Origin of the sequence: Hahella sp. HNIBRBA332 (assembly GCF_030719035.1) — a bacterium.
Taxonomy (GTDB): Bacteria; Pseudomonadota; Gammaproteobacteria; order Pseudomonadales; family Oleiphilaceae; genus Hahella.
In genome coordinates this window covers 2,529,827-2,551,091 of sequence record NZ_CP132203.1, presented here as the reverse complement: position 1 = coordinate 2,551,091, position 21,265 = coordinate 2,529,827, and the positions used below count along the sequence as shown (strand labels likewise).

Annotated in this window: 23 protein-coding genes; 10 read left to right on the top strand and 13 right to left on the bottom strand. The window is 52.8% G+C overall.

Annotation, left to right across the window (positions count from 1 at the left end; translation table 11 throughout):
- The first annotated feature begins 12 nt into the window (after positions 1 to 12).
- On the top strand, positions 13 to 330 hold the full coding sequence (locus O5O45_RS11615; protein WP_305905389.1) for a hypothetical protein: 318 nt from the start codon (positions 13 to 15) through the stop codon (positions 328 to 330).
- Between the two features lie 33 nt (positions 331 to 363).
- On the opposite strand, the gene O5O45_RS11610 is transcribed toward O5O45_RS11615, so the two are convergent.
- Positions 364 to 1,050, bottom strand: coding sequence for a helix-turn-helix transcriptional regulator (locus O5O45_RS11610; RefSeq protein WP_305905388.1), 687 nt, complete (start codon positions 1,048 to 1,050; stop codon positions 364 to 366).
- A gap of 392 nt (positions 1,051 to 1,442) precedes the next feature.
- Here O5O45_RS11610 and O5O45_RS11605 point away from each other — a divergent pair, with 392 nt between their 5' ends.
- Positions 1,443 to 2,414, top strand: coding sequence for a hypothetical protein (locus tag O5O45_RS11605; RefSeq protein WP_305905387.1), 972 nt, complete (start codon positions 1,443 to 1,445; stop codon positions 2,412 to 2,414).
- 295 nt (positions 2,415 to 2,709) lie between these two features.
- Here the strand turns inward: O5O45_RS11605 and O5O45_RS11600 are convergent, their stop codons facing one another.
- The 3 genes from O5O45_RS11600 to O5O45_RS11590 form a co-directional block, all read right to left on the bottom strand.
- Complete coding sequence (locus tag O5O45_RS11600; protein WP_305905386.1) at positions 2,710 to 3,009, bottom strand: hypothetical protein; 300 nt, start codon at positions 3,007 to 3,009, stop codon at positions 2,710 to 2,712.
- 185 nt (positions 3,010 to 3,194) lie between these two features.
- A complete protein-coding gene (locus tag O5O45_RS11595) occupies positions 3,195 to 4,655 on the bottom strand; it encodes a winged helix-turn-helix domain-containing protein (RefSeq protein ID WP_305905385.1) in 1,461 nt (486 codons plus the stop codon).
- A 254-nt stretch (positions 4,656 to 4,909) separates the two neighbouring features.
- Positions 4,910 to 5,683 carry an AraC family transcriptional regulator gene (locus tag O5O45_RS11590; RefSeq protein ID WP_305905384.1) on the bottom strand — a complete coding sequence of 258 codons (774 nt, stop codon included), beginning with the start codon at positions 5,681 to 5,683 and terminating at the stop codon, positions 4,910 to 4,912.
- 140 nt (positions 5,684 to 5,823) lie between these two features.
- Between O5O45_RS11590 and O5O45_RS11585 the strand changes: the two genes are divergently transcribed.
- Entirely contained in the window at positions 5,824 to 6,294 is a 471-nt protein-coding gene (locus tag O5O45_RS11585) for a hypothetical protein (RefSeq protein WP_305905383.1), read from the top strand.
- A 75-nt stretch (positions 6,295 to 6,369) separates the two neighbouring features.
- Here the strand turns inward: O5O45_RS11585 and xdp1 are convergent, their stop codons facing one another.
- Positions 6,370 to 7,110, bottom strand: a complete 741-nt coding sequence (gene xdp1 / locus O5O45_RS11580) for an exosortase-dependent surface protein XDP1 (protein WP_305905382.1) — start codon at positions 7,108 to 7,110, stop codon at positions 6,370 to 6,372.
- 829 nt (positions 7,111 to 7,939) lie between these two features.
- Here xdp1 and O5O45_RS11575 point away from each other — a divergent pair.
- The 3 genes from O5O45_RS11575 (at position 7,940) to O5O45_RS11565 (ending at position 10,970) form a co-directional block, all read left to right on the top strand.
- A complete protein-coding gene (locus tag O5O45_RS11575; RefSeq protein ID WP_305905381.1) occupies positions 7,940 to 8,776 on the top strand; it encodes a formate/nitrite transporter family protein in 837 nt (278 codons plus the stop codon).
- A gap of 81 nt (positions 8,777 to 8,857) precedes the next feature.
- Positions 8,858 to 10,579, top strand: coding sequence for a bifunctional protein-serine/threonine kinase/phosphatase (locus tag O5O45_RS11570; protein WP_305905380.1), 1,722 nt, complete (start codon positions 8,858 to 8,860; stop codon positions 10,577 to 10,579).
- 127 nt (positions 10,580 to 10,706) lie between these two features.
- Complete coding sequence (locus O5O45_RS11565) at positions 10,707 to 10,970, top strand: hypothetical protein (RefSeq protein WP_305905379.1); 264 nt, start codon at positions 10,707 to 10,709, stop codon at positions 10,968 to 10,970.
- A gap of 8 nt (positions 10,971 to 10,978) precedes the next feature.
- On the opposite strand, the gene O5O45_RS11560 is transcribed toward O5O45_RS11565, so the two are convergent.
- Complete coding sequence (locus tag O5O45_RS11560; protein ID WP_305905378.1) at positions 10,979 to 11,782, bottom strand: AraC family transcriptional regulator; 804 nt, start codon at positions 11,780 to 11,782, stop codon at positions 10,979 to 10,981.
- A 219-nt stretch (positions 11,783 to 12,001) separates the two neighbouring features.
- On the opposite strand from O5O45_RS11560, the gene O5O45_RS11555 reads away from it, so the two are divergent.
- Positions 12,002 to 12,919 carry a serine/threonine dehydratase family protein gene (locus O5O45_RS11555; RefSeq protein ID WP_305905377.1) on the top strand — a complete coding sequence of 306 codons (918 nt, stop codon included), beginning with the start codon at positions 12,002 to 12,004 and terminating at the stop codon, positions 12,917 to 12,919.
- A 505-nt stretch (positions 12,920 to 13,424) separates the two neighbouring features.
- On the opposite strand, the gene O5O45_RS11550 is transcribed toward O5O45_RS11555, so the two are convergent.
- Entirely contained in the window at positions 13,425 to 13,868 is a 444-nt protein-coding gene (locus O5O45_RS11550; protein ID WP_305905376.1) for a DUF6210 family protein, read from the bottom strand.
- A gap of 380 nt (positions 13,869 to 14,248) precedes the next feature.
- On the opposite strand from O5O45_RS11550, the gene O5O45_RS11545 reads away from it, so the two are divergent.
- Together O5O45_RS11545 and O5O45_RS11540 are read left to right on the top strand one after the other, a co-directional pair.
- Positions 14,249 to 14,749: a hypothetical protein gene (locus O5O45_RS11545; RefSeq protein ID WP_305905375.1), complete on the top strand. Its 501-nt coding sequence runs from the start codon at positions 14,249 to 14,251 to the stop codon at positions 14,747 to 14,749.
- 216 nt (positions 14,750 to 14,965) lie between these two features.
- A complete protein-coding gene (locus O5O45_RS11540) occupies positions 14,966 to 15,358 on the top strand; it encodes a YybH family protein (protein ID WP_305905374.1) in 393 nt (130 codons plus the stop codon).
- A gap of 99 nt (positions 15,359 to 15,457) precedes the next feature.
- Here the strand turns inward: O5O45_RS11540 and O5O45_RS11535 are convergent, their stop codons facing one another.
- The 6 genes from O5O45_RS11535 to O5O45_RS11510 form a co-directional block, all read right to left on the bottom strand.
- Complete coding sequence (locus O5O45_RS11535; protein WP_305905373.1) at positions 15,458 to 17,038, bottom strand: ABC-F family ATP-binding cassette domain-containing protein; 1,581 nt, start codon at positions 17,036 to 17,038, stop codon at positions 15,458 to 15,460.
- 192 nt (positions 17,039 to 17,230) lie between these two features.
- On the bottom strand, positions 17,231 to 17,620 hold the full coding sequence (locus O5O45_RS11530) for a nuclear transport factor 2 family protein (RefSeq protein WP_305905372.1): 390 nt from the start codon (positions 17,618 to 17,620) through the stop codon (positions 17,231 to 17,233).
- Positions 17,621 to 17,865: 245 nt separating this feature from the next.
- Positions 17,866 to 18,396 (bottom strand): phage tail protein, encoded by a 531-nt coding sequence (locus tag O5O45_RS11525; protein ID WP_305905371.1) that lies wholly within the window; start codon positions 18,394 to 18,396, stop codon positions 17,866 to 17,868.
- An 18-nt stretch (positions 18,397 to 18,414) separates the two neighbouring features.
- Entirely contained in the window at positions 18,415 to 18,942 is a 528-nt protein-coding gene (locus tag O5O45_RS11520) for a phage tail protein (RefSeq protein ID WP_305905370.1), read from the bottom strand.
- 21 nt (positions 18,943 to 18,963) lie between these two features.
- Positions 18,964 to 19,479, bottom strand: a complete 516-nt coding sequence (locus O5O45_RS11515) for a phage tail protein (protein ID WP_305905369.1) — start codon at positions 19,477 to 19,479, stop codon at positions 18,964 to 18,966.
- Positions 19,480 to 19,797: 318 nt separating this feature from the next.
- Entirely contained in the window at positions 19,798 to 20,367 is a 570-nt protein-coding gene (locus tag O5O45_RS11510) for a TetR/AcrR family transcriptional regulator (protein WP_305905368.1), read from the bottom strand.
- Positions 20,368 to 20,495: 128 nt separating this feature from the next.
- On the opposite strand from O5O45_RS11510, the gene O5O45_RS11505 reads away from it, so the two are divergent.
- Entirely contained in the window at positions 20,496 to 21,146 is a 651-nt protein-coding gene (locus O5O45_RS11505; protein ID WP_305905367.1) for a glutathione S-transferase family protein, read from the top strand.
- Positions 21,147 to 21,265 lie beyond the last annotated feature (119 nt).

Below are 21,265 nucleotides of genomic sequence, written 5' to 3'. Positions count from 1 at the left end.
ACCGAGGTGTTTATGTCATTGTTCTGGGTGGTGGATACGAAATGCAAAGTCACGCCTGAAAGCACTCTGCCTCAGGACGGCAGCGCCTATTACTACGGCCGCAGCTTGGTTCCTGCGCAGTCCAGGGAAGAAGCAATCGAGAATCTGACGCGCTATCTTGCGGACGACGGCATTCTGGTCGAGGAAGTGCAGTCCGCCGTGTTATATGAAAACGGCCACTGGGACGCCGTGGACGAATTTGAATTACCCCAAAGCTATGCCGACGCCAAGTTGAACAACGAGATTGAAATCGGATGTTTTATCTCTGAAAACGCCCGTAATGAAGTTTAAGGCGGCGATCCCCGCCACTGGGATTGGCCCAGATCATTCCTCCCTGACGTAGTCGCGCAGACGCGCCAGTAATTCCGGCACGCTGATTTCGGAATAAGCCTGCGTCAGCTCGAAATAACCATATTGGACCCAGTCGGCGTACCAGGCGCGGTTATGAGAAGGGCTGCTGATGGTAATGAGATCCTGCCCAACCGCCAGAAACTCTCTTGGACTCATGCCGTAGTACATCTTCACGGATTTGTGCAGGTGCGACAGATCGTAGAATCCCGCTTCCGCTGCGGCGTGCGTCAGGTTATGGGCCGTACTGTAGCGCTCGAAGAAATATTGCAGGCGGCTGACGATCTTGTATTTGTTGTAGCTCAGGCCGTTTAAGGCGCTGAACAAGGTCATGAAGCGGGTCGGGCTCAGATGCGCCTGCGCGGCGATCTCGTCGACGGACAGATCGCAGGTTGGGTTGCGGATGATATGAGCGACCGCCTTGGCGATACGCTTATCATATTTCTTCAACGTAATGAGGCTATCCTCTCCATAGATGGCGTTGAACAGACACCAGGTGGCGATGGGATGGGGGATGTCGCTTTCGTCGAGATAGAATAAGGTTTGCTGCAGCAGATCATTATCCAGCTTATGAAAAACGCCCTCTACGCAGAGGTCCCAGGCGTAATTGCGTAGCAAAAAGGCATGATCCTCTGCGGCGGGATTGAGTGGAAGCAACGCCATTCGCGGGGCCTCCGAACTCACTATAAGTGGCTTGTTGGGCGACAGTAGAAAGGTATTGGAACAATACCGATCTCCCATGAATTCAATGACGAACGGCTGATTACCCATTAAGAGCGTGGGCGTAATACCCATTGAATGATGCGGCTGACGCCGACCGTTGTAAAAAAGCAGGGATTTATCGCCCCATTCGTAAAGCTTTGGCTGCATGAAAGAGAATAAAAAACAAAAGAGATGATAGAGAGTTATGTTAGCAAATGCGCGTGATCACAGCTTGCAATAACCGGCTGCGTCAGACTCGGGCGGTTTGGTTTAAAACCACAGATAAACGCCTATAATCATTCAACAAAACGGATTTCCCCTGACCATCTGCAAGCAGACTGACAAAACCCATCATGGCTACTCTCAAATATGTACTGGCTCCCCTCTGCTTTTTATTCGCCACGGCTCATGTGAACGCGGAATATTGGTGCGGCTACAGTGACGACAATATCCGCGACTGGCGGGTCAACAAGGCCAGCGAATGCCGCTTGCCGACAGGAACGGGTGAGTTGGTGCTGATCGAGGCCGAAAAGCACTTCAATGTATCCAGTAATACCTGGTTTACGCCGGTGAAGGGACGTCATCCTGGCGCTATGTTGCGCAAGTGCGAAGGGGGCAAGGCGGCGACTTTATCCGGCGACACCATGCTGACCACCGCCAAGTTGCAGAAAATCTGCAGCCTGAAAAAGGACGGCGCGCATGAACTACTGACCTCCGATGGCGTTCAGGCGACAGTGGAGTGCCAACACTATCAGGCCACGAATATTAAAATCCAAACGGAAGCTGGCGAGAAGGACTGTGGCGTGCCGGAGGTTCTGAAGGTGGTGACGCCGCACTTCAAAATTGAATCCGCCAAGTATGGTCTCGATAGCGCGGACGTCACGCGACGGGGCATCGCTCCAGATGAGGAGCTGTGTTCGCTGGCGGTGACGGACCCGACGTATCCGGAAGATCTCACCATTGCGTTTGTTTGGGGCGATGTCGCCTGTCATCTGACCAACTATTACAAAAACAAGCATGCCTGCGGCTGGTTCGCTAACGATAACGGCATGCGGGGGTCGAAGATGTCCAATTTTTACGCCCAGCCGATACTGGCCAAACTGTGCCAGAAGACCAAGGACGGCGAAGTGGAGGTCACCAAGCCCTTTCGGCGTCTCGATAACCATGATGAAAGCCTGTCCTATGTAAAAGGCTATATCCAGTGCGCCAAAGGCGCGCCGACGGGTATCAAGCTGGCGATTAAACCCCTGGTTGGGGAAATTCAGGAAAAGCAGTGTCCCATACCAGAGGCATTGCTGAAGGATAAGCCTGTTCATAAATCCTGACCGTCGAAGAACGGGCTCAGTGAGTCCCGTTCTCTTTATTCTTGTTGCTGCGTTGCGATTTGTTGTAGCGGTGTCTCAATTCGCCGATGGCTGCTGTGGTCAGAATAAGGATAATAATTAGCGCGATGTTCATGGGGTTTCTCCGTTTGCGTTGTTGATGAAACGGATGTTAGGGCGACCCCATGCGCCGCTGAATCTCGCGGCTATCCAATTGCGCTCTAATTTATCTCAAATTTATATTATTGCTTATAAATCAATGGATTGATGGACGTTTGCGAGCGTGAGCCCAGGCTGTTCATTCGAACAAATGGTTGTCGATCAATACGGCGGAGACTTCGCTGAGAGGGATCACTGCATCGAAGGTTTCCCGGTTGCGTAGCTCCTGCAGGCGAATCACTTTAGCGCCGACTTCCTTCAAGACCCCGTGTAATTCGACGCCGGAATTCAGCAGCACGCCGACCTTTTTGTCCGCCTGTCCGCGCAACACGTCTTGCAGAGAATCGTTCTCCTTGATCACCAGTTTGGGCTCGGCGGCGAGCGCCGTCGTCGACATAAGGGTGATCAAGACTCCAAGCAGCCAGGTTTTAGTATTCATGGTCAGTACCTTTAAGATCCCAATTGAACATTCATTTATCGGATCATTAACATGGCAATATCATTGCCATGTTAATGATCAGGCTATGGATGCGCCTGCGCGGCGGCCAGCCGCGGGAGACAGGGCCTGACATGCGCAGGCCCTGTCGTTGTAGACAAACAGAAGGAAGCTATTTGTCCGCCTGATTAAAAATATAGCGCGCAGGTCTTCTCAACGACGTCGCCCAGAACGGGCTTGAACGACAACTGAATCGCCTTGGGCAGTTGTTGTTCGCATAGCAGATAGGCGTCCAGCGAGGTTTTGTCCTTGTGCTCAGGACGCCACCAGCCCGCCGGCGTCAAGGCGATTTTGCCCGCGCCGGCGGCGCAGCGGCTTTGCAGTTGTTCCTGGGTGAAGAAGTCGCTCACCGTCGCCCCGGTGCGTTGCGCGTTATGACTGACGACGCCGCATCCAACCGGGTTGGAGCTGCTGTCCGTACAGCGTCGCGCGCCCCATATCCAGCCGAATTCAATGGTGTCGATCCAGGTGGGGTCCTCTGCGTTGAGAAGGCAGCTGGCGCCCTCATCGATACCGAGATCAGCGAGTTCGTCACGGCGAACTCCGTACCAGTAATCCGGATCTTTGATTGCGTTGGGGTGATTCATGGTTAAGGCGGAAGGCAGGGCGCAGTGCTTTTCCGCTGTCGGCGTCTGCAAGTGAATGGATTGCGGCAGGTAGTCCACACAAACCAACGACGCGCGAGCGCCGCTTCGTTCGGCGATGTCGACTTCGCCGTCCTTTTGCGTCATGCAGTGGTTTTTCAGGGTGACAAAATTCAGCAGAGTATTGTTTTTATGCCCCTGTCTCTTATGGTTGCTTTCGCAGAAGAAAATGTCGCCGGCGATATCGCCTGTGTCCGCCGATTGATAATAAGAGGAGCTGATCTGCGCCATGCGCTCGCCGATGGCCAGGCCAAACTGGCCCTGATCCGTCTCCAGCATGCAGGCGCTGGCGGGGTCGATGCCCAGACGCTCCATGCGTCCCGCATCGACGCCGCACCAGTAAACCAGCGCCGGTGGCGCATCCTCGCGACCGTAAATCAGTTTGACGATAAGCGCGACTCCCGCCAGCAGGAGTAACGAGCCGCCCACTATCAGGGACCTTTTGCGCTGCGGTGGGTGACTGGGCGTCGTCGTGTAGGGAGTCGCTTGCGTCGGTGGTTCAACAGGAGGCGGCTCCATGGCGTTATCCGGCGTCTTGGCTTCCGGCTCAGAAGCTGGCGTTTGCATGGGCTCAGTGGGAGACGGGGAGGCAAGATCCGGTTTGGGAGCATATGGAATGATGGAGACTTCCTTGAGCAGGCGGTAGCCTTTTTTAGGAATGGTCTCGATGTACTCAGGGGCTTCGCTGCTGTCGTTGAAAGCTTTGCGCAACTGCCAGATGGCGGTATTCAGCGCCTGCTCGCCGACATATTCGTTTTCATTCCAGACTTTCTGAATCAATGTTTCCCGGCTCACCGTACGACCGGGATTTTCCGCCAGCGCCAGAAGGACTTTGCAGACTTTATCGCTTAGTTGATGTTCCGCCGCTTCACGATAGAGCCGGTTCGTTTCCACATTGATGCGCCACTCGCCAATTTGCATTTCTTCATAATCTCGGTCGGACATGGGGCGCTCCTGCGCTGAAAACGGTTGGACTGCATTATACAAATCCTTTACCGGATATCAGCACAGGAGTTAAGGAACCTCTGAAAAACTACCTGCGGCGCCATTGCGGCGTCAAAAGTCGGCTCAAAATGCTCATTTATTCACGATAAACTGCGCTTTTTCGCCGACTTTTTCCTTGCACTGGCGGCCTCGCCAACGTTTTTCAGAGGTTCCTTCAGAGTTATTATCAATTCACTGGGCTCGCCTCTGGCTGTTCAGGCCACGCAGATCTTAAGCTCAGATTCACTCAGCCATAACTGCGAAGGGCAGATGCCGAATAATAATCTGTGGCATTTATTTAAGTGCGCCAGATCCGCAAAACCGGAGTCATGCGCGGCGGTGGTCAAATTACGGCTGCGGGAGAACTGTTTGATGAAATACAACACGCGAACCCCCAGGCGAAAGCGCGAGAACGAAATATTGGTTTCCTGTTTGAACAATCGACTGAGATGCGCGGCTGAAATCGGCATAAGTTCCGCATAATCATCGATGGATTGGGAAAGGTCCGGATTCTTCAACAAGAATTCGATCAGCTTGCGAACTCTGCGATCCATTAAGGGCGGAGCAATGGGATATTGTTTAGGGTTAACAATCTGATCCAATATTTCCCTGGCGTCATTGGTGGACGGACGCCTCTGATATAAATCACGGAAAGCGCGTGCAATATCGCAGGCATCCAGAAAGTCAAAAAGAAACCCGTCCTGCTCGCAGCAATAATAGTTATAGGTCAGTGTGGTTTTAATATTGCGCCAGAAATGAGAAGACACAAATGCAATGCGCTGGTGGTTTAAAATAAAATCGCAACGGGTATTAGCGGGAATCATCAAACAGCGCGTGGAAATAACCTCGCCACTCGCCAGTTTAACGTCAAATTCATTATCCAGACTGACAATGAAACTATCCGCAATATGTTGCCAATGGTAGGTCCCATCAAAGCGACCCATATACAGACATAAGTTGTTCCAATGATAATACAGCGACTGATCCATTTTTCACCTCACGCATCGATCAAATGTCAATGCGATCGATTATCGAGAGGCGACGATTTTCATGAATCTCGCGGGTCTCCGCTTTCTCTCAAATTTCTCTCAAATTTATATTTATCATTTAAAATCAGATGGTTGACTAGGTGGATTTGGCGCTCAACCAACCTCAGATAGAGGCTATTCAATCAACGCAGGAGGCTCTCATCCACGCTTTTTGGATTTGGGTGAAACTACTATTAACTGATTCAAGAAGAGTGTTTTTTATGGGATATGTAAAAGACTTGAACGTCCCTTTTTCTACTGCTGATGCCGAAGCCATAAAGATACACAGTGAAAAAGGAGAGTTGACGCTCTGCTATCAGGACTGGCGGGAACAAAGCGTCGAAATACGTTTCAACGACGTTGTTGCATTTAAGTGGAGTGAAGCGATGAAACTACTGGACGGAGAGCGGGATGATTTGTGCTATGAAATCTGTGATTCCGACTGGATGAAACGGTATTGTCATCAGGGTTTAATAGATGAGAAAAGTCACCGGCATTACAAACTTAATTTTAATGATATGGGCCAGCTGGAAGTATTGGCGACCTGTTATAACGTAAAAGAATCATCCTGATAATTAGTCGGATATATGATTCGAAAAAAGCCGGCGCAAGGCCGGCTTGTAATCGGGCGCTACTTGGATGCTAGATCAAGAGGCCTTGCGGCGACGCGCCGCAAAAAGGCCCGCCAGGCTCAGGCCGAACAGGCCCAGTGCGGTTGGCTCAGGACACTCAACGGTGTCGATGGTCAGCATCCTCAATTTGAAGTGATCGTTCAGTTCGTTGCACAGCTCGCCCAACTCACCGAAGGCGGGATTGTAAGCGCCAATCAACCAGAACTTGGAAACCAGATCCGTGCTGGTCGCGGTTTCTTTGGTCATGGTGTTGGAGTAGTTGCCAGCCACGCTCCAGCCGTCGCTGAGCAGTCCTTCCCAATCTTTATCGTTCAGATTGTAGGAAGAAGCGCCGCCGGTGTAGGCGAGCAGGGAGACATCTGAATCGTAGGCGTACCAGCCGTTTTGAAATGAGCTCAGGCTGACCGCCTCAGAGAAGGACAGCATGATCATGTCAAAATCGCCGCCGCGCCCCGGATCATTGTCGGTGGAATGCTCCGGGGAAGCGCAACGAGTCTTGCGGTATTCGTCGTCGTTACAGACCCCGAGACCATTCCAGCGGCCCAGACGGGCGCCTTCTATTTTATCGTCTGCAGGACCTTTTGTGTCGCTCCAGCCGGTTACGGTCAGATTCAAACCGTCTTTCGAATAGGAAAGAGAGTTATTGTATGAGCCGTAACGAACGCCTTCAGTCAGATCCCAGGTGATTTGGCTTGCATAGGCGGAAGACGCCGTCAGCGCTGATAATAACAATCCCTTGGTTAATGTTTTTAGCATATGAATACTTCTCTCCATTGTAGATTTACTTAACAAAGCAAATCGACCTCAGCAATTCCTATGCCACGCATATATATCAATGGTTTTAGCTATATAACAAGTTTTTAATGTCAATTAGTTTGACAAAGTATAAAGCGCTGGCGACGCATATTTAAATGTGATGATAAGTTACATTTAAGGGCGGATGGATTATAAAATGGCCAGAAATAAACGGTGTTAAGCAAAACTAATCTAAACCCTATAGTTAATAAGTTGGAGTCTCTCTAAATAGCTCTCCATTAAGGGATAGTCTCTTGAGGATATATGAAAGAAAAAACCTAGGGTTTTCCAGTGTAAAGATGTTGTTACACTGAAACGAACTGCTTTATACACTTTTGTTTGAAGGGCGTTTGGTAACTGTCAGCAAAGTATTAGGTCAGCAGATCTGAATAAGCGCTCGATGACTCTTTCCCACTCTTCTTCGTTCAGGTTGCGCCTGAAAACAAGATTCGCGTTGGTAATAGCTCGTCCATGCACTGATACGGGCATTGTATGTGGCCTTGGCGCCTCATATGGGAGCAGTTGTCAGATTTCCACATTGACAGTTATGCGTCATATGGAGGCATGCGAGTTTTTAACTCTATGAATTTAAATGGATTATTGTACTCGTTGGCCTTGAATTTGCGTTATCGCCTCTAGCATTTGCGCCGACGAGCGTCGCTGCCAGGTCGTTATGGATTCACGCGTGAGGTGATTGGAGAGATCGCCGTTCCAGGGAGGAAGCCTGCTCACTACCGGACCCTGGCGCCAAATGCCATCACCAAACTTATAACATGATGTGAGAGTTGCAATGGCTTACTTAATCCCCTCAGAGTTTGTGACCAAGATGGTCGATGCTGGCGAATCCAAAATTTTCATGTCTACGCGAGACACTTTGATCCGGGCGTATATGGCGGGCGCCATATTGGCGCTGGCGGCGGTTTTCGCCGTCACCGTCGCGGTGCAGACGGGCGTGTTTCTCGTCGGCGCCATGTTGTTTCCCGTTGGTTTCTGCATGCTTTATCTGATGGGCTTTGATCTGCTGACCGGCGTGTTTGTGCTGACGCCTCTGGCGTTGCTGGACAAACGGCCGGGCGTGACGGTCAATGGCGTTTTGAGGAACTGGGGACTGGTGTTTCTGGGTAATTTCGCCGGCGCGCTGACGGTCGCTTTTATGATGGCTTTCGTGTTCACCTACGGTTTTAATACGGACCCCGGTCCAGTGGGAACCAAGATAGCCAGTGTGGGAGAGGCCCGCACTCTCGGCTATGCGGAATACGGCCTGGCCGGCTGGTTGACCATTTTTCTACGCGGCATGCTGTGTAACTGGATGGTGTCCATGGGCGTGGTCGGCGCGATGATTTCCACGACGGTTTCTGGTAAAGTCCTGGCGATGTGGATGCCCATCATGCTGTTTTTCTTCATGGGATTCGAACATTCTGTCGTGAATATGTTCCTGTTTCCCTCAGCCATGATTATGGGCGGCGATTTCTCTATCATGGATTATTTCATCTGGAATGAAATTCCGACTGCGCTGGGTAATCTGGTAGGTGGGCTGGCTTTCACCGGGCTGACCCTGTACAGCACTCACTACAAAACAGCGCCAAAGCGCAAACTGGCGGCGTCCGCTAAAGAAGCGATGGCTTGATCGGAGCGTCTGATTACACAACACGTGAGGACGGTTATCGGCCCCGGCGTCTGAGAGCGGACGTCGGGGCTCACTATATTTATGCGCAATGAGCTGACGCTTTCCTTCGGTCAATGGACCGATAAAGGCCGTAAAGAGATCAATCAGGACTTTCATGGCGGTTACGTCCCAAAGGGCGCGCAGCTGACGATGAAAGGCGCTGCGTTTGCGATGGCGGATGGGGTCAGCAGCAGTTCGGTCAGCCAGGTCGCCAGTGAGACGGCGGTGAAAAGCTTTCTGGAGGATTACTTTTGCACCTCCGACGCCTGGACTGTACAGCATGCGGCTCAGCGGGTGTTGAGGGCGACCAACTCCTGGCTGTACGCCGAAGGCCAGCGTAGCGTGTATCGTTATGACAAGGAAAAAGGCTACGTCTGTACGTTTAGCGCCGTGGTGTTCAAATCCGACATTGCGCATATCCTTCATGTCGGCGACACTCGCGTGTACCGCCTGCGGGACGGCGCGTTGGAACAGTTGACCCACGATCACCGTTTATGGGTGTCGCAAAGTCAGAGCTATTTGAGCCGGGCGCTAGGATTCAGAGAACATATTGAAATCGACTACCAGCCGGTGCGGCTCAGGCTGGGCGATATTTTCATCATGGCCACAGACGGCGTGTATGAATACTGCGACGCCCATACTCTGATTGAGGCGCTACAGGAACCCGATGACCTGGACGCCATCGCCAAACGCATGGTCGATTATGCGTTGGAGCAGGGCAGTAAGGACAACCTGACGCTGCAGATCATTCGTATTGAGGCGTTGCCCTGTGAAGTGGACTCTTTGTTTCAGCAACAGGTGGAAACCCTGCCGCTTCCCCTCATTTTGCAGGCCGGAGCGGACTTCGATGGTTATCAAATACTGCGCTGCCTGCAAACCAGCAGTCGCAGTCATGTTTATCTGGCGGTGGATATCGCTTCGAACACCAAGGTGATAATAAAGACGCCAGCGACGGATCAGCAGGGCGATCCCGCCTATCTCGAGCGCCTGCTCATGGAGGAATGGATCGCCCGCCGCATCAATAGCCTGCATGTGGCGAAGGCCGCGCAATTCGAGCGACCGCGGCGCTATCTCTACACGGTGAGTGAATACATCGAAGGCCGAACGCTAAGCCAGTGGTTGCGAGATCACCCACAACCGGATCTGGAAACGGTGAGGGGGATAGTGGAGCAAGCGGCGAGGGGCTTGATGGCTTTTCACCGTATGGACATGCTGCATCAAGACTTAAAGCCGGACAACCTGATGATCGATGCGTCTGGCATAGTGAAAATCATAGATTTCGGCTCAACCCGGGTAGGCGGCGTCGCGGAAAACGACCAAGGCCTGCGTCAGCCTAACTTGCTCGGCACAGCCTTGTACGCCGCGCCGGAATATTTCCTGGGTGAAGTCGGCTCCTCTGGCTCTGATCTCTACTCATTGGGCGTGCTGACCTATTATCTGCTGTCCGGCGACTTTCCCTATGGCGCCGACGTCGCCAAAACCCGCACCGCCGGCGCGCAGAAACGTCTGACCTACAAATCCGTCCTCAGCGAAGACAGAGACATCCCCGCCTGGATCGACGCCACTCTCAAGAAAGCCGTTCACCCCAATCCTCACAAACGCTACACCGAAATCTCGGAATTCCTCCACGACCTCCGCCACCCCAACCCCGCCTACCTCAACCAGACCCGGCCACCCATTCTGGAACGTAACCCGGTGATGTTTTGGCAGGGGGTATCGTTGGCGTTGCTAATCGCGCTGATTTTGCACGTGACGGTGGGTTGATAAATATCCAAGTCAGGTTTGCTCATTGAGCGCGCCAAGGCTACTTTTTTATCTACACGATGAAAAGTAAGGCCGGAAATCCCCGTACGCGTGCGTTGAGTTGATTCGGAGTTAGAGGGCCATAGTCATGGCGAAAGATAACCATTATGAGACTGTTTTAGTGGAAAGCTACATTCCCCATGATTTATCAGGAAAGCATGGGAAAGTGCATATCCGACCAGTTTCAGGCGGCAAGTATCCAGTAACGTTGAACGTAGAGTGCTCGAAAAAGCTAAGCCGTAATTATCCTGTTGGTACGAAGTTTAAGTTACAAGCAAAGTTAACCGACAGAGAAGGCGGTGGGGAGTTTTTATACAGCTATCATGGCTGGAAATATGAAGTCGTGAGCTGATCTGTCGATCAATACCCCGACGGCGCCACCCCAAACGCCTGCCTGAAACTCCGGTTAAAGTGGCTTTGGTCGTAGAAGCCGACGCGTTGGGCGATGTGTGCGATGGATAGGGAGCCTTGGGTCAGTAGGGCGCAGGCTTGTTCCAGGCGGAGTCGCAGTAGCCAGGCGTGGGGCGTCATGCCTACCGTGCGTTTGAATTGGCGGAGAAAGAGGAAACGACCCAGGCCACATAGGGTGGCTAAATCGTCCAGCGTGATCTTCTCGGACAGATTCGCCAGACAGTAATCCTGCATGCGTCGCCACTGGGCATGGGAGAGGGCATTGGTGTCGCGTCTGGGTTTGATGGCGCGTGTTTGCGTGAATAATGTATCCAGCGTGGACAGCCATTCCGACTGAATCGCCAACGTAGAAACTGTTTCTGAGCACATGGCGTTGTGCAGATGGAAAAGACGCGTCGCCGTCGCTGAATCCTCAAAGACATAGCCAAACAGTTCCGGGCCCGGGTGCGTATCGCTCAGTTCCGCGCTGGTCTCCTGCATCAGATCGTAAGGCGCGCGAAAGGTTCTTAGGGTATAGGCGTCGCTATCGCAGGCGCCGTCATGAATCTCACCGGGAGGCATCAGGGAAATAAAACCCGGGCCCAGAACCTGAGTCTCTCCCTTGTAATGCTGACGCTGCACGCCTTCCGTGACGATGCCGATGTGAAAATCCAGATGATAATGACGGCCGAAATCAAACTGAGCGAAGCGACCTGCGCCGAGCACCAGTCCGGGGATGTCGGCGCTGCGTTGATATTGAATACTGTCATTCATGGGCGATTGGAAAAGTTGAAGTCAGACGTGAAACCTACGGAGCAAAAGGACTATAGCAAGCCTAACTACCAGCGGAAAGTCCGGGGCCAGCGTCAATATTTTACAAGGCGGGCGAATCTTTCTGAGCTATCGTAGGTTCTGACCAGGCTGTCACGATCTCACTAGCAGCCTGACAGGATTACTTTCCATACAAAATCACGGGGAGATGAGGGGAGCGTAATGAATCTGCATATCGAAACGCCTTTGCTGGAATCGCTACCATTGAGCATGGAGTCGCAACGTTCAATCTGGTTGAAGCTGGAGGCGTTGCAGCCGCCGGGGTCTTTCAAGATTCGGGGCGTGGGAGCCGCCTGTGAGCATCATAAAGCGCAGGGCGCGCAACGTTTTATCTCTTCATCCGGCGGCAATGCCGGGTTGGCGGTGGCTTATGCGGGACGTCGTCTGGGCGTTCCCGCACTCGTGGTCGTGCCGGAAACCACGACAGAAAGAGCCAAAGAGCTGCTGCAGTTGGAGCAAGCGGAAGTGATCGTTCACGGCGGAAGCTGGCAGGAGGCGAATGAGCATGCGCTGGCGCTGGTTGGCGCCACGGACGCCTTTATTCATCCCTTTGATGATCCTCTGCTGTGGCGGGGACATGCGACCATGATAGATGAAGTCGCCAAGGCGGGAATGAAGCCGGACGCCGTGCTGCTCTGTGTTGGCGGCGGCGGTATGCTTTCTGGCGTGGTCGAGGGCTTGCATCGCAATCAGTGGGCGGATGTTCCCGTTATCGCTGTTGAAACTCAAGGCGCGGCTTCCTTTCACGCGGCGTTGGAGGCCGGTCATAGTGTGGAGCTGGAGCGTATCGACAGCATCGCCACGTCCTTGGGCGCCAAACGGGTATCGGCAAGAGCCCTGGAGTGTGCGAAGCAGCATAGTATTCACAGCGTCGTCGTCTCTGACGCCAGCGCTTTATCCGCTTGTGAGCGCTTTCTGACGGATCACCGTATTTTGGTCGAGCCGGCGTGCGGGGCCAGTCTGGCGGTTGTGTATGAAAACCATCCTGTTCTGGCGACGTTCGACAGGATTTTGGTGATTGTCTGCGGCGGGGCGACAGCGACGATTGATCAAATTCGAAAGTGGGCGGAAGCGGGATAAGTGTGTTGCTCTGGGAGGCCCTTCGACAGGCTCAGGGCGAACGGGGGCGCCTAGTCGAGTAGTCTTCAGGATGGCCTTCGACGGGCTCAGGGCGAACGGGGCTACCTAGTCGAGTAGTCTTTCAGGATTGCCTTCGACAGGCTCAGGAACGGGGGCGCCTAGTCGAGTAGTCTTCAGGATGGCCTTCGACGGGCTCCGGACGAAAGGGGGGGCGTTTGTGGTTTGCTTACGTGTCCTTTCCTTTGTCGGAAAGGCGGCAGCGATCTGGCTGTCTGGATAATAACAACTACCAAGGAACCGTTCGCCCTGAGCTTGTCGAAGGGCGGCGTCTCGCAGTGACCTTGAGCAAAACTGACCCAATGGGAAATAACGTCCACTTGAGCCGACTGGGTTGGAGGCGCTCTGGAAAGCCCTTCGACAGGCTCAGGGCGAACGGAGTGGTGAGGGGGCTGAGTCGGATAATCTTGCTGGGAGGCCCTTCGGTAGGTTTAATGCAAACGGGGCGTCAATCGCTGTTCTGCCAGGTCAGCACGCCTTTCCTGGGATAAGGGCCGAAGCCGTTGAAAAGTGAGCGGCCTTCCACTTCGACAATATTGATATGTATCCATGCTTCATGGGATTGACGAAGCATACTTCGGTCGACGCTGATTTGGTCATCAAGCGCATACTCTTTCAAGATCGCATCTATCGCCCGGGCGTCCTCTTCGGAGAGGCCGAGTGTCGCTCCTACGCCGAACCAAGGGTGGCCGGTGAAGTAATTTTCCAGTTCATTTTCAGGGCTGACAAGATTCAAGTCCGGTATACCAATTGTGTTCGCAATCGGGATCAATACGCCTTCGTATTCGGACTGCAAGCAGGCGGTCCCGCCGGTTTGATTGCTGTAAATCACCCCGGATTTACAACCGATAATGATGGCGGTTCCGACAGAATCGTATAAGGTGATTTTCATGGTTGTGCGAGACCCTGACAGGCTTTGGCTAGGAAAGCAGTTTCTGATTTATAACCAGCGCTTCGTTGATGCGGAATACTGTTTCGCCTGATTGCGAATGCGTTTATTGGCGCCTTGGTCTGCGAGTTCTTTCATCATTTCCCGATCCATATCGCTACGTTCCAGTAGGATTTAAGGGATTCTATCACTTCCAGACAATCAAGTTCCTGAGGCTGTTAAAATTAATATGAATGTCAGCGTTAAGCGTCAATGTGTAACTTGTCGAAAACGTTAGAAATTCTTAAAACAAATCCCTTTGCAAATTAGGTAGGATTGGCGGCGACGCCAATAAAAATCAGGCGCAGGAAACAAGATAGAATATTACCTATAAGAGTATCCCTATGAGCATAGAATCCCTTGTCGGCACATGGTTGCTGGACGGAAGCATTTCCGTCAGTAGCGACATTGCACAGGAGCCGGGCGGCGAGCATGACGACAGAATCAAATCAGGGCTGCGCGGCTCTGGCGAAGAGTTGGTTGATAGAGTCGTTCCGGCGAGCGGGTTGACTTTAACCATAGATGAAAGCGGTTTCTTTACGGAAGAAAAAGAGGGCGAGCCCCAGGTTAAATGGTTCGACACAGACGGCGTTTTGACGCCGCAGGTGGTTCCGTTCAGCGGCGTGGTGAAATCACACAAGTCCGGCGTGTTTCTGCAGGCGGACGACATTCCCTCGTGGGCGGCTCCAACCAATCGATATTCAGTCATTCTCCGCTACGACGATGGCGACACCACCATCAGCGATCAGATTTATCGCGTGGACGATAAACTGGTGCGCACGGTGAATGTGGTGACGGATGAAGCCTATCTTGACCGCACGGTGATCGTTTACAGCAGACTCTAAAAAAGCAACGCGGCGACCATTAATGAACAATGGTGGTGGCGAGCTTGTCACTCATCGAAGAAGGGATGCTTCGATAGAATTAAAGACGCGTGCTTATAACTATGCAACTCAAACAGCGCGTTATTGGGTATTTGCCTCAAGGTCTGCTTGCGTCTACTTTTTAATCGATAGACTGAGCGCAAAAACAAACCCTAACTGATGAAGCGGGAGGTTGGTATGAACGGTTCAACAGAAGTCCAGGCCGATATTCTGGCGGCGGAAAAGGTATTCATGAGCACATTCAGCCGAGGCGACGCCGCCGGTATCGCCGCCTGCTATACACATGACGCGCAACTGATGCCTCCGCACTCCGACTTCTTGGAAGGACTGCCAGCGATTCAGGGCGCATTTCAAGCCTTCATGGACATGGGCGTTAAGGAAATGAAACTGGAAACCCTCGAAGTAGAGGGGTATGGCGACGCTGCGTCTGAAGTCGGCAAATTTGCGCTTGAAGGCGAGGGGGGACAAGTCCTCGACCAAGGCAAATATGTCGTTATCTGGAAAAAGGAAGCCGGGAAATGGAAGCTGCATCGGGACATTTTTAACAGCAGCGTGCCGGTTCCTGAGTAACTGGATAGACGCTTCTCGCGATAATAATCCAGGGCGATCACATTTGAGCGTGACGCCCTGAATCATGACCTCAAACCGCGTCCAATTTGCAAGTTTCGCTCAGCTGTCCAAGCTTATCTCGGCGCTCACGCCTATATCGGCGATGAAATCCTGATCATGACTGACCACTAACAAGCTGCCGGTAAAATCCCGCAGGGCCTGAGCCAGCATCAGTCGAGAGTCCAGGTCCAGGTGGTTGTCGGGTTCATCCAACAACAACAAGGTATCGCCCGGTTGATGACTGATAGCCAGCATGGCGACTTTCATTTTTTCACCGCCGCTCAAGGTGGCCACCGCCTGATCCGCTCGCTCTCGTCTTAGCCCAATCCCCGCCAATAGCGTGCGCCGGTCCGTTTCCGTCAGATGAGGGCAGAAAAGCGCCAGGTTTTCCTGTGCGGATTTGGCGGTATCCAGTAAGGTGAAGTGCTGATCCAGATAGCACAAACCAGCGCGGACCTGAATATCTCCTTGAAGGGGCGACAGGCGTCCGGCGATGGCTTTCAGCAAGGTGGATTTGCCGCTGCCGTTGGCGCCGGACAAGCGGATTTTTTCTCCGAAATCGACAGAGAATGTGATGCCGTTTTCCTGTTGGATATAGGGCAGGCGCACTTCGGTGATATCCAGAATGCGGGAGACGCGTTTCTCTGTTTTGCCCAGGGACAGGCTCTGCTGTTTGAGCATTTCATGCTGCTTGTTCAGCTTGCTGAGCTGGTCCTGCACCTGCGCCATTTGGCGATTCTGGTTGCTTTCCCGGGCGCCGCCGGCGCGTTCCGCGTCCTGCTTTTTGCTGTTCAGCAGAACCTTCGCCTGACTGCCCGATCGCGCGACCTGCTTGCCCTGGCCGGCCCGTTGTTGCGCCTTTTCCCGATTCTTTTGCATAGTTTGGCGCATCTGCTTGATCTGCGTCTTTGCATGGTCGATGCGTCGTTCCTGGCTGGCCAGCTCATTGGCGCGCTGTTCGGCGTAAACGTCATAGGCGCCGCCGTAGTGACGCACGCCGAGGCTATTCAGCTCCAGAATGTCGTCCACGCAACGCAGTATATCGCGATCATGACTGATGATCAGAACCCCGCCAGGGAAGCGCCGCATTTGTTCGATCAGCCAGTGTTTGCCCTGTTCGTCCAGGTGGTTGCCTGGTTCGTCGAGAATGAGATAGCCGTAATCGGATTGGAAAAGTTGATGCAGTGCGAGCCGGGTTAGCTGCCCGCCACTCAGAGCCTGACAGGGTAAAAAGGGGTCTACAGGCAGCCCTAACGCTAATAATTGTTGCTCCAGCTCTTCCCGCAGCAGCCAGTTGTCGCCGATCAGCTCAAAGTCATGAGGATCACATCCGCCTTCAGCGACTCGGGAGAGAGCTTCCAGCTTATCGTGAACGCCCAAAAAATCGCTGACAGTTTCATACTGGACCAGCTTTTCCTCCGCGCCAATCTGTCGCAGCCAGCCCACTCGACAGAAAGTGGTGACCGAACCGGAATAAGGCGTTCTTTCCCCTGTCAGCAACGCCGCCAGAATCGACTTGCCCGCTCCGTTGCGACCTACCAGCCCGGTGATTTTATCGTCCAGTGTAAACGTCAGATCGGAAAACAGGGTGTCGCCGTTATCGAAGCGATAAGTTAAGTTTTGCACGCTGATGCTGGCCATAAAACCTCCTGTAAATGGCGGAAAGAGACGCGCCTTGGAATAACGCCAGGAATAGTTCGCTGATGAATGCGGGGCGACAATGGCGTTGGGCGGCGCGTGGGAAAAACCGGAAGTAGAGTAGCTCAAACCGGTTTTAGTTGCTATAGCTAACTTATTAACAAATATAGAGATTTCGATCAGACGTATGGCTCGTCAGCGTGTCGCCTCCACAACAGGAAGACTGTCGACGAACTGCTCAAAACGGACGATTTTTCCCTGCTGCAACATCCACAAATGCATGACCCGGGCGGTAAAGTGTTTACCGCTCTGTTTATGGGTTCCCGAATAACTGCCATAAGCCGCGACTTTGTCATCCTGTGCGACATAGCCTTCCACGCTGAATTGATAGTTATCCCAATCCGCCGCCAGACGTTTAAATACATTCTCGACAATCGCTTCGGCGCCGATGTACGTGCCGGCATAGGGAAACCCGGCAGCCTCCGTCCACCTGACATCCGCCGCCAGATGCTTCAACAAATTACGGCCATTTTCCTCCGAATTCGCGCCTTCGTAAGTGCTTTTGATGATATCGAGATTGGTCATAAATCCTCCGCCTGCATTCTCGGTTAATCGGTATGAATTCAAATCAGGGGAGGGAGTTTAAATTGCACAAAAGAGAGGAAAAACCGGGGAATCGTCAATTCACTGTTGCGTGGAGTGAACAGGTAAATCACGTTAGTTATGTTTAAACAAAGCTCATGCTCCTTGTTGTCCCCAAATCTATGGCTTTGTTCTGTGGGCGATAGGGGAAAGGGCGCAGAACGCCCTTTTATACGACTTAATATTAGCTAATTACGCGGTGGATACACTCCTTCTAATGCAATGCAAAATGGTATGGACAGAAAAGGTTGTTTATTTTCATGTCCTGCCGATGCGCCTGTGATTGCAAGCATTTGGTCCGACATGGTGACCAGCGTACCCAGAGGAGGTTGCTTATAGTCAGGTTGGGCGTCGCCTCCCTGATATGCAAATAACTGGTTTCCGGGCTCAGGCGTGGTTCCTGCGCTTGTAACTGCGCTTAGCGTATGATTATGAGAGGGAATTTGGCTGGGTGTCAGCTGGATTGTAGAGCTACCGCCGCTTTGTCCAGGTTGGTATCCACTCAGTCCGGTACCTGTTCCCCAAGCGATTGGGGTGCGCCCCTCCAAGTTTGGAAGTCCGAAGTTAGTACTGCCGTTTCCTCCGTAGAGAGTGCCAATGACGGCAAATAAAGCCGGGTTTTGGTTAATCGGATATATTTGTCCGTTACAGTACGCCCAGCCGGCAGGTGCGAATTGATATGTGAACATGCGGATTTCGCCGTAAAACGGTTCAGACATGGCTCCTTGCTCCTATAGTTAGTTGCGGGTCGGGTATGTCCCGGACATGGAAATAATAAAAGCCAGTGCGAGATAGGGCATCATGTTGGAGTGGGCTCCATCACCGCTGTTGTTTCCGATCGCTTGCGGCGATAGGGTCGTAATGCTTGCCGGGTTTGTCGTTGTTGTATAAAAACTGACGTCAGTGACCCCTGTCACTTGGTCCGATGGACTGACATTCGTCGTCACTGCGTTGTTGGACGCCTGCAGGGCGTGCGTGTGAGGGGGGATATTCGCCATGGTTAGCGTCACCGTTTCCGTACCTGTGGCGCTACCCAATGATCGAGCGGTCAGGCCCGGCCCGGTTCCTGTGTGAATGGGCGCGCGCCCGCGCATGTCCGGTAGCGCAAAATTTACCGTTCCGTCCCCGCCGTAGGCAGTTCCTAACAAGCTGTACAGGGCGGACTGCTGCGCAATGGTAAGGACTTGTCCGTTACAAAAGCTCCAGTTCGGCGGAACATAAGCTCCCGCAAATATTCTGATTTCACCAAGAAAAGAATCTGACATGATGCATCTCCTTTGCTGTAACTAGTTGCGTTGAGGGTATGCGCCGGATAACGCGATACAGAAGTTAATTGTCAGTGATGGCTGCATGTTTGCGTGAGGCGTTACGCTGCCGTTGCTTCCGCCGTTTAAGCCAATCGCTTGCGAGTTCATTGTGGTCAGATTGGCTGGAGAGCAGTAAATATCTGGCGTTTCAGCCAGTATGCGGTCGTTTTTCGGGCCGCCTTTATCTGCGGGAGACGATGAGGCGTAAACGGGATGGGTGTGAGCCCCCATAGTGGACTCCGTGATAGTGACCTGTTCCAAACCGCCGGCGACGCCTACCTGGGGGGAATAAGACGCGCCGAGGTGAACCGGCGTTCGTCCACGAAGATCCGGTAACGCATACGTTGATGTGCCGTTGCCGCCGAAGCGAATACCAATGAGAGAATACAATGCCTGGTTCTGAGTGATTTGTTGGATCTGGCCGTCGCACTTCGCCCAGTCTTCAGGCGGAAAGCCAAATCCCATCATGCTTATTTGTCCGATAAACGGAGTCATTGAGGCGTCTCCTTGTTTGATCCTTGTACAGCCCCGTTGCGCCGACAGGACGTCAGCCAGCGGGTTGGTATCGAGAGTACTAAATCGAGAGTACTAAACAGCCGGAATGGTCTGCATTTAAGGAAATGCGTACAGGGAAGATTAGTTGACGTTTTTTTAAGCAGCAAGAAAGTCAAAGTCAGGCATGCTGGCGCGTGTGTCACTGCGCTTTCAATATGAATGTTGGCTTCACACTTTATTTCTCACCATCTCCATTTCTTTTTTGCAATATTCTCAGACAAAATCCCCTTGCAGGGGCAGGGTTGTAGCATGGTGATTTTACGATGTGCTCTCCACCAACGCCGCTTCCCGACACACTTCCAATAACGATCCCGCCAGTTCTTCATCATTAATCGCCCGGGCGATGGCCATGCCGCCGATCATGACGACGGCTGTGCGCAGGGCTTGTTGTTCCGAGGCGGTGTCTTCTGTATCCAGGTGTTGCCGTAGTGCGTTGACGAAGCCTTTGAATACTCGGGTGTAGGTGTCGCGTACTTGTTCTTCTCGTTGCGCGATGTCGGTGGTGAGGAAGGCCAGCGGGCAGCGGACCTGGTCTCCCTGGCGATGTTCCAGACTCAGATAGCCATTGATCAATGCCTCCAACTGTGGCGGCTGATTCTCATCAGGGTGCAGCATCGCCCGGCCCTGCAGGGCGGAGGTGACAATGGCTTCTGCGTATAGTTGGGTCTTGGATGAGAAGTGAGCGTAGAAGGCCCCGCGGGTCAGGCCGGCGTCGGCCATGACGTCATTGATGCCCACTTTGTCAAAGCCATTGAGCGCGAAGAGTCGCGCAGCGCTGTCCAGGATGCGTTCTCGGGTTTGTTGCTTGTGTTCGGGGCTCCAGGGCATGTCGCACTCGCTCCAGGGTATGTTCAGTAGGAAATCACAGCGTAAATCAATCGAAAAATATGTTCTTGATCATATTGTGCTGAAGGCTAGCATGTTGTCGGACACTAACAAAGACAGGAAATTCGATAATGAGCGCACAAGTACATATTTTGGGGCCCCAGTTCAGCACCTTTGTCCGTACAGTCATGCTGTGCTGTGAGGAAAAAGGCGTTTCCTATAGCCATGGCTTCAGCATCAATGGCGAGGAGGTGGAGCACAAAGGCGCACAACACCTCAAACTCAACCCCTTCGGTAAAGTGCCGGTGCTGATTCACGGCGACCGTAAGCTGTACGAGACCGCTTCCATTTGTCGCTATCTGGACGCGCAGTTCGATGGTCCCACACTGCAACCGGAAGACGTGTATCAACGGGCGTTGGTGGATCAATGGTCGGCGGCGATATCCCTTTATGTGGATCAGGCGATCGTACGGGAATATCTGCTGGAGCTGGCTTTTCCTAAAGGCGAAAACGGCGAAGTGCGTTGGAATAAAGTGTCTGAGGCGCAGCCTAACGTCATCAAGATGTTGCAGATATTGGAGGCTCAATTGGGCGACGCGGTGTTTATTTGCGGCGAGCAATACACTATCGCCGACGCACTGGCCACACCCATGCTGGACTATCTCTCCAACCTGCCGCACGCCGCCGAATTGATAGCGCCGGGCTCAAGCCTTAATGCGTATGTTGGGCGTATGAGACAGCGCCCGGCCGCCAAAACCGTGCTGACGGCGATGGCGAGATAGGCCAGTAGTCGGGGGAATTCATGAGGTAAGTAATAGGTAAGCCGCGACGCCTTGAACTGGCTTGAGGGAATGCTCTTAGGATCAAAGCGTCGCTGTTGTGATGAGCTGCCCATTATATT